Origin of the sequence: Streptomyces sp. NPDC029674 (assembly GCF_044903205.1) — a bacterium.
Classification (GTDB): Bacteria; Actinomycetota; Actinomycetes; order Streptomycetales; family Streptomycetaceae; genus Streptomyces.
In genome coordinates, this window is record NZ_JBJDPY010000010.1 from 264179 (window position 1) to 276995 (window position 12817).

12 protein-coding genes are annotated in these 12817 nt (G+C 73.9%); 5 read left to right on the top strand and 7 right to left on the bottom strand.

The genetic code is table 11. The features are described from left to right. Positions 1-26: 26 nt before the first annotated feature. From ACI2L3_RS24955 to ACI2L3_RS24975, 5 genes are all read right to left on the bottom strand, one after another. Entirely contained in the window at positions 27-1103 is a 1077-nt protein-coding gene (locus ACI2L3_RS24955) for a helix-turn-helix transcriptional regulator (RefSeq protein WP_404754609.1), read from the bottom strand. Positions 1104-1125: 22 nt separating this feature from the next. Continuing rightward, positions 1126-2019 carry a hypothetical protein gene (locus ACI2L3_RS24960; protein WP_404754610.1) on the bottom strand — a complete coding sequence of 298 codons (894 nt, stop codon included), beginning with the start codon at positions 2017-2019 and terminating at the stop codon, positions 1126-1128. Beyond that, on the bottom strand, positions 2016-3278 hold the full coding sequence (locus ACI2L3_RS24965; RefSeq protein ID WP_404754611.1) for a glycosyltransferase family 4 protein: 1263 nt from the start codon (positions 3276-3278) through the stop codon (positions 2016-2018). The genes ACI2L3_RS24960 and ACI2L3_RS24965 overlap by 4 nt, the downstream gene beginning before the upstream one ends. A 163-nt stretch (positions 3279-3441) precedes the next feature. Further along, positions 3442-4737, bottom strand: a complete 1296-nt coding sequence (locus ACI2L3_RS24970; RefSeq protein ID WP_404754612.1) for an ABC transporter substrate-binding protein — start codon at positions 4735-4737, stop codon at positions 3442-3444. Then, positions 4712-5278 carry a hypothetical protein gene (locus ACI2L3_RS24975; RefSeq protein ID WP_404754613.1) on the bottom strand — a complete coding sequence of 189 codons (567 nt, stop codon included), beginning with the start codon at positions 5276-5278 and terminating at the stop codon, positions 4712-4714. Before ACI2L3_RS24975 ends, ACI2L3_RS24970 begins: the two co-directional genes overlap by 26 nt. Positions 5279-5424: 146 nt before the next feature. Between ACI2L3_RS24975 and ACI2L3_RS24980 the strand changes: the two genes are divergently transcribed. The 3 genes from ACI2L3_RS24980 to ACI2L3_RS24990 are packed head-to-tail and all read left to right on the top strand — an operon-like array spanning position 5425 to position 9658. Then, positions 5425-5970 carry a hypothetical protein gene (locus tag ACI2L3_RS24980; RefSeq protein WP_404754614.1) on the top strand — a complete coding sequence of 182 codons (546 nt, stop codon included), beginning with the start codon at positions 5425-5427 and terminating at the stop codon, positions 5968-5970. Between the two features lie 4 nt (positions 5971-5974). Further along, positions 5975-8953, top strand: coding sequence for an ATP-binding cassette domain-containing protein (locus tag ACI2L3_RS24985; RefSeq protein ID WP_404754615.1), 2979 nt, complete (start codon positions 5975-5977; stop codon positions 8951-8953). Next, positions 8954-9658, top strand: coding sequence for an ATP-binding cassette domain-containing protein (locus tag ACI2L3_RS24990; protein WP_404754616.1), 705 nt, complete (start codon positions 8954-8956; stop codon positions 9656-9658). Here the strand turns inward: ACI2L3_RS24990 and ACI2L3_RS24995 are convergent. Then, the gene (locus ACI2L3_RS24995) at positions 9624-10220 is read right to left on the bottom strand and encodes a transglycosylase family protein (RefSeq protein WP_404754617.1); all 597 of its coding nucleotides are present in this window, start codon (positions 10218-10220) and stop codon (positions 9624-9626) included. The genes ACI2L3_RS24990 and ACI2L3_RS24995 overlap by 35 nt on opposite strands. A gap of 83 nt (positions 10221-10303) precedes the next feature. Further along, positions 10304-10924, bottom strand: a complete 621-nt coding sequence (locus tag ACI2L3_RS25000) for a transglycosylase family protein (RefSeq protein ID WP_404754618.1) — start codon at positions 10922-10924, stop codon at positions 10304-10306. Between the two features lie 526 nt (positions 10925-11450). On the opposite strand from ACI2L3_RS25000, the gene ACI2L3_RS25005 reads away from it, so the two are divergent. Both ACI2L3_RS25005 and ACI2L3_RS25010 read left to right on the top strand, forming a co-directional pair. After that, entirely contained in the window at positions 11451-12269 is an 819-nt protein-coding gene (locus tag ACI2L3_RS25005) for a hypothetical protein (RefSeq protein WP_404754619.1), read from the top strand. Between the two features lie 204 nt (positions 12270-12473). Then, entirely contained in the window at positions 12474-12779 is a 306-nt protein-coding gene (locus tag ACI2L3_RS25010) for a hypothetical protein (RefSeq protein WP_404754620.1), read from the top strand. Positions 12780-12817 lie beyond the last annotated feature (38 nt).

The window sequence follows — 12817 nt, forward strand, 5'->3', positions numbered from 1 at the left end:
CTGCCCGCCCCCGCGGCACAACTTCGTCACGCTGCCCCGGGTCCGCTCGGAGTCCCCGGCGTTCGATCTGCACCATCCCGAGTACGCGGCGTTCGAGGCGCGGGACACGGACCGGCCGCGCCAGGATCCGCAGACGGAGCACCCCGGTCCAGGGCCCGGCTCAGGAGGTCCCGCAGGGAGCTGACCCGGTCGGCGAGCTCGGCGGGCTCGACGATTTCGAACTCGAAGCCCATGAACATCACGTGGAAGACCATCACGTCCAGGCTCGTCGCCCCTGTGCGCAGCAGGCAGCTCTCCTCGGTCTCGGCCTCCAGGGTGCCGTCGGTGGGCGTGATCCGCTGGGCCGCCTCGGCGAGCGGGACGAGGAGCCGGACCACGGCATGGGCGGCGTACGCGCGCGTGGAGACGCCCTTCGAGACGTACGCGGCGAGATCCTCGGCGGGCGGGGTGCGCGGCGCGAAGCGCGGCCCGTGCGGCGGCCGCGGCTCGATGCGGTCGGCGCGGAACGTGCGCCAGTCGTCGCGGTCGAGGTCCCAGGCCACGAGGTACCAGCGGCGCTCGGTGCAGACCAGGCGGTGCGGTTCGACGGTCCTGCGGGACGAACTGCCGCCGTGGTCGCGGTAGTCGAAGCGCAGCCGCTCCGAGTCCCGGCACAGGTCGGCGAGTTCGGTGAGGACCGCCGGGTCGACGCCCTGCGGCTGCGGGGTGCGCAGCATCGGCACGGTGTACGCGTGCAGGGCGCCGACGCGGCGGCGCAGCCTGTGCGGCAGTACCTGTTCGAGCTTGGAGAGCGCGCGCACCGACGTCTCGCCGATGCCCTCGACGCCCTGTCCCGCGGCGGTGCGCAGGCCGACGGCGACCGCGACCGCCTCGTCGTCGTCGAGGAGCAGCGGCGGCAGCTCGGCCCCCGCACCGAGCTGGTAGCCGCCGCCGGTGCCGGGGGTGGCGTTGACGGGATAGCCGAGCTCCCGCAGCCGGTCCACGTCGCGCCGGACCGTGCGCGGGGTGACGCCGAGCCGCTCCGCGAGGTCCGCGCCGGACCAGTCGCGGTGGGCCTGCAGCAGCGAGAGCAGGCGGAGCAGTCGTGCCGAGGTCTCCAACATGGACGTGATTGTGCCCGGCGGGTCAGCCCTCCCCGCCGCCCCCCTCCCGCGCGTCCACGTCGCGGACCCGCACGGACAGGTCGTTGTCGAGCGTGTAGTACGGGCCCGCCTCGAGCGTGCCGTGGTCCGTGGTCACGCACTTCACGACGGGGTACGTGAAGATCGCCTTCTTGTCCGGGACGTCGTCCAGTATCCGGGCCAGGCGCACCCGCGGGCCGCTCTCGCCGGCCGGGCACAGCCACAGGTCCCAGGGCCCGGTGCCGCGTCCGGCGAGCGGGCCGTACGGCAGGGTGAAGGTGAACTCGGGGCCTTCGAAGGAGACTTCGGCGCGGTGGACGTGGTCCGGCTCGTCGCGGCGGACGGCCTCGACGTACGCGGTGTCGGTGAGCCCGGTGCCGTAGACCCGGCCGTGCACGGTCATGGCGGTGTCGGTGATGTCGATCTCACCGGCCTCGGCGTGCGGCGCGCGCAGCCAGCTGCGCACCGAGAGGTTGCCCTGTTTGGTGGCGTAGGGTATGCGCACCGCGACGTGGCCGCGGCTGCCGCTGGGCGCCCGGTCGACCAGCGAGCGCAGGTCGTTGACGCCCGGCATGAGGCGGCGCGGCTCGCCGCCCGCGACCTGCGCGTACGCGTTCCAGCGGCCCTCGGCGAGCTCGACGCTGCTGGGCAGCGCGGCCCGCAGCCGGCCGTCGGCCGACGGGGAGAGCGGCAGCCGCACGTAGTCCTCCGCCGAGTCGGCGTCGCGGCGGCGCAGCAGCAGGTGCGCGGCGTCCTCCGTGCCGGGCTCGCCGGGGTCGGTGACGTCGAAGGTGAGTCCCCCGGCGGAGTCGGCGATGCAGTCGGCGCGGGGTGCACCCGACGCCTCGTGGTCGTCCCCGGCGTGCGACGCCGACTGCGAGGTGGCCAAGGCCGTCATGCGGTCGATCCCTTCGTCTGTACGCGGCCGAGATCACGCACGGCGTAGGCGCCCCCGAGCAGCGCGCCTCTCGTGCGGTGCAGGGAGCCGCGCATCCGGCCCCCCATCGAGCTCCCGCGGGCGATCATCCCGGAGAACATCGCGTCGTAGCGCTCGGCTATGCGCTCCGGGTCGAAGCGCTCGGAGTCCTGGAGCGCCGCGCCCGCCATCCGCTGCCGGAGCGAGTCGTTGTTGATCAGTTCGAGCAGTCCGCCCGCTATGGCGTCGGCGTTGCCCGTCTCGACGAGCCGCCCGTCGACACCGTTGTCGATGATCTCGCCGGGTCCGTGCGGGCAGTCGGTGGCGACCACGGGGAGCCCGCAGCGCATCGCCTCGACGATCGTCATGCCGAAGGACTCCAGGCTGGAGGTGACGGCGGCGATGGAGCCCTTGGCCCACTCGGGCTCGATCGGGTGCGCGGGGCCCATGAGGAAGACGTGGTTGTAGAGGCCGAGTTCGTCGATCAGGGCGCGCAGCTTCTCCTTCTGCTTGCCGCCGCCGTAGATCCGCAGCCGCCAGTCGGGGCGCTCGCGCCGCACCTTGTCGAAGGCCCTGATCAACAGGTCGTACCGCTTGACGGGTGCGAGCCTGCCTGCCGCGACGACCCACTTGTGGGTGCCGTCGGCGGGCTCTATGCCGGGGGCGGGCACCGGGTTCGGCACCGCCTGGACGTGTACGCCCGGCAGCCGCATCTTCCGGGTGTAGGCGCGGGCGTCGGCCTCGGTCGTCGTGGTCAGGACGTCGAGGCGCGGGTAGACGCTGCGCAACTGGCGGCGCAGTTCCTTGCTGTGGCTGTCGAGCGTGAGGTGTTCCTGGCCCACCCGCAGCGGGCCGCGCGCGGTCTGGCGCGCGATGTGCACGTTGAGGCCGGGCCGGGTGCCGACGACGACGTCCGAGTCGAGGGCCGCGAGGTGGGCGGCGATGCGCCGGTCGGTCAGGGCGCTGTACTGGTCGTAGCGGCCCTCGGCGTCGGGGAACGTCCGGGCGGGGCGCAGGTGCTCCGGATCCTCCCCCTCGTAGCCGGGGGTGCCCTTGCGGAGGTCGACGAGGTGGCTCAGCCGTACGCGCTGGTCAGGCGCGAAGACCGGCTCGTCGCGGTGCCGGAAGACGGATACGACCTCGACGTCATGCTGTTGGGCCAGCGTGTTCGCCAGGTTGTACGTCGTCCGGATCGTCCCTCCGATTCCGTACGCGTTGTGAATCAGGAAAGAGATGTGCATGCGTCCCCGTATTCCGCGCTTCCATGCGGACAGTCCCCCTCGTCCGCCTACCGCAGGGTTAGACGGGGATTCCTGGCCAATGGTTGGGTGACATTCCCATCCTGTTTCCGAACAGATGCCTGATCGCAAGCCAAGGATGGGAACCTTTTCGCGATTTCACGCATCAAGGCTGGTAGGCGAGCTGGGGAACGTCGAAGCAGTTCTCGTTCATGTCGCCGCCCTGGGTGACCCAGCCCTTCCCGTCCCGCCAGCGGGCCACCGACACACACGTCCTGCGCGTCGCGGGCGGCTCCGCCCACCGCTCGAACGTCACGGGCACCAGCAGTCCCCGCGCGGAGTACGGCTCGTCGCGGCCCATGAAGCGGTCCACGCACGCGCGCGTGACGTCACCGCCGCCCCCGGCCAGGCAGGACCGCGCCGCGTCGGTGAACCACATCGCGGCGGCCCATCCCTCCAGCTGCCACTGCGAGAGCGCCTCGCCCTTCATGGCCGCGCGGAACTCCCGTACCGCCGGGTGGCCGGTGTCCTCGTGGTTCCTGCTCGACCCGGTGGCCCACAGGGCGTTGCGGCAGCGGGGCGCGTCCTTGTAGTCGTCGCCGACGGCCGAGGTCCAGTTCTGCACGTTGGTGACCTTGGCGGTGACCCGCGCGCCGACGTCGTCCATCGCCTCGCACAGCTGGACGTTGCCGTGCGTGTCCATCGCGTCGAAGACGAGGTCGGCGCCCTGCTCCTTCAGATCGGCCGCCGCGGCGCGGAAGTTGGGCAGCGCGAAGTCGACCTGTTCGGTGACCACCTCGTACCCCTCGGCCTTCAGGCCCCGGGTGACGAGCCGTGCGTACGCGGCGGACGCTGCCTGGTTGTAGGAGACGACGGCGGCGGTCCGCGCGCCGTGCTCCCGCTTGAAGTAGCGGTAGACCTCGGTCCCGCCGTACAGCTCGCCGTCCCAGCCCGGCTTCCCGTTCCGCGGGGCGAGGCTGCCGTAGATCCCGTACAGATGCGGATACGTGTCGTACGCGGCGCCGATGGGCTGGCCGCCGATGTCGGGCACGCGCGCGCGTGACACGCGTGCCGCGCCCGCGTAGTCCAGCGAGGACGTGGCGACGAGCGCGACCACGTGCTGCTCCTCGACCAGCTTGCGCACGCAGTCGTTGTTGCCGACGCCGCTGCCGCCGTCGTCGCAGGTGCGCACCTCGACCCGGCGTCCCGCGATGCCGCCGCGCGCGTTCAGCCGGTCGAAGTAGGCCTTGGCGCCGTCCCGCGGCCCGGTGAACGCGGCGCCGCCGACCGGACTGGTCGCGCTGGTGATGATGCCGACCCTGACCGGCGCCCCGCCCGCAGGGGCGGACCCGGTGGCGCGCCGCTCGAAGTCGCTCTCGGGCAGCCGGCTCCCACAGGCGGCACACGCCACCAGGAGGGCGACGGCACACAGAACCTCAGCAGCCCGGACCGGGCGACGCATTCCCGCTCAGCTTCACCAGGGCGCAGAGGGTCTTGACGGACACCTTCCAGGTGCCGTCCTCGTCGACGGCGGTCCCGGAGGCGTCGGGCAGCGCGGTGGCGCCCTTCAGCGTCAGCGCGTACGTCACGTCGGCCTCGGTGGCGGAGTTGAACTCGACCTCGCCGACCTCCGCCGCGACCTGCTCGCCCCGCTCGTCGCCGCTGAAGCTCTTCAGGACGGCGCGCATCCCGGCGCCGTTCTCCAGGACGGTCTCCTTCTCCTTCAGCGACACCTTCGGGTCGAAGAACTTCTCCCAGTTCTCCCGGACTTCGTCCTCCGCGGCGGCCGGGTCGGCGGGCGCGGACGCGCTGTCGTCGGGGGACTCGGTGGTCTTCTGCACGGACGGCTCGGGCGGCGTGCCGCCGTCCCCGCCCCCGCTGTCGTCGCCGCAGGCCACGGCGGCCGGTGCGATCAGCAGGACCGCGGCGGCCGCCAGCGCCGCGCCCCGCGCCCTTCCCCGCCCGCGGTACGTCCCCCGCCTTGGGCTGCTCCCGAGAACCATCTGGCTCACCACCGGGTGTCGGTCCGGACCGTGCGGGCCCGGAGCTTTCAGGGTCGGCTTCCAGAAGGCATAGTGCAAGCCATCGGCTGACATGGACAGCCCATCGACAGCACTGACGTGACCGACGACGTGTCCCAGGGGGCTCGATGCGGGCGGATCGGACAGCTCGGACGGCCGGGGCGTCCGGCCGGGACCGCTCGCCCGCCGCGCACCCCCTGCTGTGGGCGGCCTTCGCGGCGCTCGCGGGCGGCGCGGTGCTCTGCGTGATCGGCTGGTACGGCGTCTCCGGAGAGCGGTTCGCGGAACGGCAGTTGCCGTACCTCGCCTCCTGCACGGTGCCGGGCGCCGCGCTCATCGTCGCGGGCGCGGTGCTGCTCACCCACGGCAGGAGCGCCCTGGCGACGGCACGCGTCGAGGAGCTGTACGGACTCCTGGTCGCCACGGAGCCGACGCTCTCCGGGGAGCGGCCCCCGGCCCCCGTGGCGACCGGCGACGCGCTCCTCATGGTCCCCGGCGGAACGCTCTGGCACCGCGCCGACTGCCCACTGGCCGAGGGAAAGCCGACGGCCGTCCCCGCGGACGCCACGATCCTCGCGGCGGGCGCCCTGGCCCCCTGCCCGATCTGCGAACCACCGCGTCCCCCGGAGCCCGACGACCCGCCCGCCGCCCCCGAACCGGCGCCGGAGCACTGACCCGGTGGCGTCCCTGAGCTACGACCTCACACTGGCCGGGCTCTCGGTCGGCAGCGCCGCCGCCCTGACCGGCATCGGCCTGATCGTCACCCACCGCGCCACCGGCGTCCTCAACTTCGCGCACGGCGCGATCGCCATGCTCTGCGCCTACGTCCTGCGCCAGTTGACGGCCGACTGGCACTGGCCGCTCCCCCTCGCGGCCGCGGTCACCCTGCTCGTCGTCGCCCCGGCCATCGGCCTGCTCCTCGACCGCGCGGTCTTCCGCCCCCTGGCGGTCCTCGGCGGCGACCCCGCACAAACCCTGGTCGCCTCGATCGGCGTCTTCGTCCTGCTCGTCGGCGGAGCGGCGCTCCTCTGGGGCCCCGGCGCCCGCGACGACGCGCCCGAACTCCTCTCCGCCGACCCGTGGGCGCAGCTCGGCACGGCCGTCGCCCTCGCCGCCGCCGTGGGCGCGCTGACCCGCTGGACCCGCTTCGGCGGCGAGCTGCGCGCGGTCGTCGACAACCGCGGCCTCGCCGTGCTCTCCGGCATCGACGCGGACCGGGTGGCCGCGGCGGGCTGGGCCTTCGGCTCCTTCACGGCGGGCCTCACCGGCGTCCTGCTCGCCCCCTACGTACGTCTCGACCCGTACGGCATGCCCCTGCTGGTCATGGAAGTGGTGGCCGTCGCCGTGGCGGCCGGCATGCGCAGCCTGCCCGTCGCCGTGACCGTCGCCCTCGGCCTCGGCGTGGCCCAGAGCCAGTTGACGCGCCTGCACCCAGGGGACTGGCAGGAACAGCTCCTCCAGACGGCGAGCGCGAACCTCTTCGTGATCGCCCTGCTCATCGCGGCCCTCGTCCTGCCCGGCATCGGCTCCCGGGACGCCCTCCCCCGCACGGCGACGGCCCGCGTCCCCACACCCCCCGGCGCCTGGATCGTGGCGGCGGTCCTCTTCCTCATCCCGCTGGGCTTCGCGGGCAGCGACCTCACGACGTCGGTGCGGGTCCCGGCCCTCGCGGTGATCCTCCTCTCGCTGGTGATCGTCACGGGCCGCGGCGGCCAGATCTCCCTGGGCCAGGCGGCGTACGCGGGCCTGGGCGCCCTCTTCACGGCGCTCCTCACGGCGGGCCGCTTCCCCGGTCTCCCCGAACTCCCGCACCTGCCCGCCCTGGCCGTCGCGGTCCTCCTCGTCGCGCCCCTCGGCCTGCTCACCGGGTGGCCCGCGATCAGCCGCCACGGCCTGGCGCTCGCCCTGGCGACGTTCGCGGTCGGCGTGGGCGTCAGCCGCTTCGTCTTCACCCAGCCGTACGCGACGGCGGGCCTGACCCTGGACCGCCCCGCGGGCTTCACGGGCGACCGCGCGTACTACGTCCTCGAACTCGCCCTGTTGGCCGGGGCGTTGCTGCTCGTCACCGCGCTGCGCCGGGGCCGCACGGGCCGGGCCCTCGCGGCGATGCGGGACCACGAGGCGGGCGCGTCGGCCGCCGGGGTGCCGGTCCCCGCGCTGAAACTCGCCGCGTTCGTCACCGGGGCGGCGCTGGCCGCACTCGGCGGCGGCATGCTCGCCATGGGCCACCGGGCGTTCGACGCGGGCGCGTACGACCCCGTGCGCGGGCTCCTCTGGTTCGCCGCGATCGTGGTCCTGGGCTCGGACAGCGTCCTCGGCGCGCTGGCGGCGGCAGCGCTCCTGGTCGGCCTGGACGCGGGGACGCAAGGCGGCATGGCGGCGGCCGTGATCGGCTTCCTGGCCGTCCTGATCGGCCGCTTCCCGGGCGGCCCGTACGAGGCACTGCACGCGGCCACCCGCAGACTCCGCCGCACCCCGCGCCTCACCCCCGCGGGCCGGGCGGCCCGCGAGCTGCTGGCAGGCACGGGAAGCGCCACCGTCCCGCGGCCGCCGGCCCCACGGGAGGGTACGTGGGGGTTTCCGCGAGCACAGCACCGAGCCAACGCCGACGGAGCCGAAGCAGTGGGACCCGGCCGCAGGGACGGCGACCGCGCAGGCACCCCCGCGGCCCCGCACCCCACCCACACGGACCACGCAGGCACCCCCGCGACCCCGCACCCCACCCACACGGACCGCGCAGACACCCCCGCGGCCCCGCACCCCACCCACACGGACCGCGCAGACGCCTCCACGACTTCGCACTCCACCCAGGCCGCGCGCGCGGACGACCCCGCGAGCCGCACTCCCCCACGTATCCCGAGCCGCACTCCCCCACGCCCCGCCGCGAACGAGAAGAAGACCACCCCCACAACCCCGCAGCCGCCGACCCACCGGCGGACGACTCGGGCCCTCACCCGGACGGCGCGCGCGGGCGATCGCCCGGACACCACACTGGCCGCCCACCACCTCACCGTCACCTACGACGGCTTCAAGGCCCTCGACGACGTGACCCTCACCGTCGCCCCGGGCCACATCACCGCGATCGTGGGGCCCAACGGCGCGGGCAAGAGCACCCTCTTCCACTGCCTGGCCGGCACGCTCCGCCCCGTCTCCGGACGCGTCACCCTCGGCCCGCGCGACATCACCGCGCTGCCCGCGCACGCCCGCACCCGCACCGGCCTGGCCCGCACCTTCCAGCAGCCGGCGGTCTTCCCGTCACTGACGATCGCGGAGAACGTCCAGGTGGGCGCGGACAGAACCGGCCAACACCCCCGGGCCACCGCTCACGCCCTCCGCCTCCTGGACCTCACGCCTCTCGGCGCCCACCCCGCCGCCGGCCTCCCCACCGGCACCCTCCGGCGCACGGAACTGGCGAGAGCCCTCGCGGGCGACCCCCACACCCTGCTTCTGGACGAGCCGGCCGCCGGACTGGACGAGTCGGAAGTGGCGGCGCTGGCCACCCTGTTGCGCGCCCTCGCCGCCGACGGCACGGCGCTCCTCGTGGTCGAGCACGACCTCGACCTCGTGGCGGGCCTCGCCGGCACCGTGCACGTGATGGCGGCGGGCCGCATCGTGACCACGGGCACCGCCGGCCAGGCCCTGGAGGAGGTCCGCTGAATGCGCGGAGGCATCGGACTGCGAGCGGCCCGCGTCCACTACGGCCCCCTGGAGGCCCTGCACGGCGTCACCCTCGCCGCGCCCGCCGCCGCCCTCACCGTCCTCCTGGGCCGCAACGGCGCCGGCCGCACCACGGCCCTGCGCGCCCTGGCCGGCACGGTCGCCCTCACCTCGGGCGCGGTCGTCCGCGACGGACGGGACATCACGCGCAGGCCGGCCCACGAGCGGGCGGCGAACGGCGTGTGCTTCATACCGGACCGCCGGGCGGTGTTCGCCTCGCTCACCGTCGCGGAGAACCTCCGACTCTCGTACCCCGCGGGCGACTTCACGCGCGCGCTGGACGCCTACCCCGAGCTGCGCCCGCTGCTGCGCCGCCGCGCGGGCACCCTCTCGGGAGGCGAACAGCGCATGCTGGCCCTGACCCGGGCGCTGCTCCCGGGCGTCGATGTGGTCCTCGCCGACGAGCCGGCACAAGGCATGTCACCCGCCGTCGCGGCACGCACGTACGCCCTCCTGACCGGCCTGGACGCGTGTGTGGTCCTGGCCGAGCAGCGCCTGCCGCCCGCCTTGCGCGAGAGCACGGGCCGGACGGCGGTCGTCCACGAACTGCGCCGGGGCGCGGTCGTGTTCAGCGGCGAGGCGGCGGAGTTCGGCGGAGAGCCGGGGACGCTCAGGCCCGCCCGGACGCGGCGCGCCCCGGAATGACGAGCACGGCGCCCACGCCGATCCGGTCGGGACTGCCGCCGACCGTGTCGCGGTTGGCCTTGTACAGGGCGGGCCAGCCCCCGGCCACCTGGTACCGCCGGGCGATCGAGCTCAGCGTGTCCCCCGTCCGCACCGTGTGGACGCGGCGGCCGAACCGCTCCATGCCCACCTTCTTGGAGCAGGCGGGCCAGGCGCCCCAGCCCTGGATGCGCACCACCTTCTCGGCGACCTTGATCTGCTCTTCCTTGGTGGCGAGGTCGGCGCGCGGCGCGTACTTGAGGCCGCCGAACGCCTCCCAGGTGGGCTGCCGGAACTGCAGTCCGCCGTAGAAGCCGTTGCCCGTGTTGGTCTGCCATCGGCCGTTGCTCTCGCACTCGGCGAGGCAGTGCCACCGCCCCTTGGCCGCGGAACAGTCGTACGTCGTGGCAGCGGCGCCCGGCCGCGACGGTGGATGCGACGGCGGAGCCGCGGACGCGGCGGCCGACGGCAGCGTCACCGCCGCCAGGACCGCGCCGAGGACCAGGGACACGGACTGGACATGCTTGGTCAACTTCGGGTGCATCGCTGCACGCTAGGCAGCTCCGCGACGGGCCCCGGCGATGCCGCGCCGCCGCGGAGCCGACCCCACCCGGTCGGACTATCGGATCAGACGCTCAGCCGCTGACCCGGCACGATCACGTCCGGGTCACCGCCGATGACCTGCCGGTTGGTGGCGTAGAGCCGCTGCCAGCCGGTGCCGTGGCGGGCCGCGATGCGGCTCAGGGTGTCGCCCTGCTGGACGGTGTAGTTGCCGGAAGCACCCCGCGATGCCCCCTGGTCGGTCCGGCCGGGTACCTCACCGGGTCGCTGCTGCACGGCCTTCGGCGCCGGCTTCGCGGCCTTCGGGACCGGGGCCGCGGCGGACGGCGCGCTGCCGTACGCGCCCGCCCGGGCCGCACAGGTGGGCCACGCACCCCAGCCCTGCGCGCGCTGGACCTTGGTGGCGACCGCGATCTGCTGCGCCTTCGACGCCCTGTCGGCGGTCGGCGCGTAGGCCCCACCGCCGAAGGCACGCCACGTGCCGGCGGAGAACTGCAGCCCGCCGTAGTAGCCGTTGCCCGTGTTGATCTGCCAGTTTCCGCCGCTCTCGCACCGTGCGATGCGGTCCCACACTCCGCTGTCGGCCGCGCCGGCCTGGCCGGTCGCGGCGAGCAGGCCCAGCGGGGCCAGGAGTGCGGCCCCTCCGATCACTGCCTTGGTGCGCGTGTTCCTGGGACGTGCGGACATGTATTTCCCTCTCGGAGGACCCGGGCTCCCCCTGGCCGTACGAGCCCCTCACGCATCCGGCGATCGGGGTCCGGCCGGCCCCGCCCGCCGGTGTTCGTGCTCGAGCTGGCTGGTGCGACCGGCGGACGTACCCGAGCGGTGCTCGCTGCACACGGCGGTGGAATCTAGGAGTCCCCTCGCCCGGTATCAACCAAGTCCTTGTCATTCCAGGCCAGTTGCGCGTTACCTGCGGTATCAGCGAGTTCCGGCCACCCACTTCATAGGCCGATATCACGATTTGTCGACCACTCGCCCTGTCGATCTGTGACTCAGCTCACCGGCCCAACTTCCTTGCCCCCAGCACCTGTTGGCGCGGAGTGACGGATTCCGCCGCGCGCTTCACCCTCCGCTGCGGATGGTTCGATTCCGTTCGCCTTCGCGCGTGACTTGCGCCACTGATCCGGCGTTGTCTTCTTATGAGCCGGACGGCGTCCGGCTCGGCACACCTTCCCCATGCACCCCAGAAGACGATCCCGAGGAGCCACCCGTGCCGCGCATGCTCGACCTCAGCGACGAGGTACGCGCCGAGATCGGCGACGAAGAAGCCGACCGGCTGCTGGCCGGAGACAACACCCCGGGCAGTTACGACTGCACGTCCTGCCGCACCCCGGGCGACGCCGAACAGGAGCGCACCAGCACGGTCCTGTTCGTCGGCGACGAGACCGCCGTGCTCGCCTTCGCCCACTCCAGCTGCCTGCCCTCCCAGATCGTCACGGTCTCCGAGGAGCAGCTGCAGGGTGCCGTGCGGTCGATCACCGGTGACGACGGCGGAGCGGCGTCCGAAGCGGCCTCGCAGGCGGCCTCGCAGGCGGTGTCCGACGCGGCGCCGAGCCAGGCCGTCCTCGGTGTGACCAGCGGCCTCGTCCTGATCGAGGGCGAGCTGCGCCCCGCGCTCGTCGTCGAGCCGACCGGCCCCATCGCCCGCCCCGGCGCCGCGCCGGGCGGCGGCGACGACTTCCTGCCGCTCCTCATCGAGCAGGGCTTCATGCCGGTGACCTCGCTCGACTCCCCGCCACCCGCGCTGCCCGGCTGGTCGGTGCTGCTCGCCATGGGCCAGCTGCACGCCGTCCTGCAGCCCGGCACCGGGGGCGGCTCCCCGGTCGCCTGGTGGCAGGCGCACCACCCGCTCCAGGTCACCGAGGACTGGCGGACCGCGGCCAACAAGACGCAGACCGTGCTGCTCTTCGCGGCGCCCGTCGGCTCCATCGGCAGGCAGCCGCGCGAGGACATGCTGCGGGCCGCCCTCGACAAGGCGGCGACACACGGCCGGCTCGTCGCGGCCACCATGCCGCTCGCCGGGACCTGAGCGTCCGGACATCGGTCGAGCAGTACCTCCATGAGGAGTACCCGGAGGGCCGCTCCGAACCCCGAAAGTGCCGGTCACACCCCTGCCGGACCGGGGAAAGCGGCGCGGCCCCCGCATCCGTAGGGCGGTGGTTTCGTTGGCACAGTCGTGCACCCATACGACCCCTCCCGTCACCGGCCGGCGTACCAGAGCCCCATCCCGTCCATGCGCACCGCGCCGGACGCCGCGGGCAGCCACTCGGCCACACCCATCTACGACAGGCTGTACTCGGAGTACCTCAGGTCCTTCCGGGCCCTGCCGGGCGACCGGTCCGGCGAGGAGGACCTGGGGTTCACCGCTTTCGGCTCGGGGCCGTACGGCGGCCAGCACCGCGGCGACGGACGGCACGAACCGCGCCACAGCTCCTACGGCCAGTTCCAGGTGGCCCGCTACGGCCAGCAGGACCACTACGCCACGGGCCACTACCAGTTCCCCGCGGCCCTGCCGCCGGGACCGCGCCGCGAGCACTGAGCCGGGCACCCCGGACAGCCGAATGCCCGGCCTCCCCA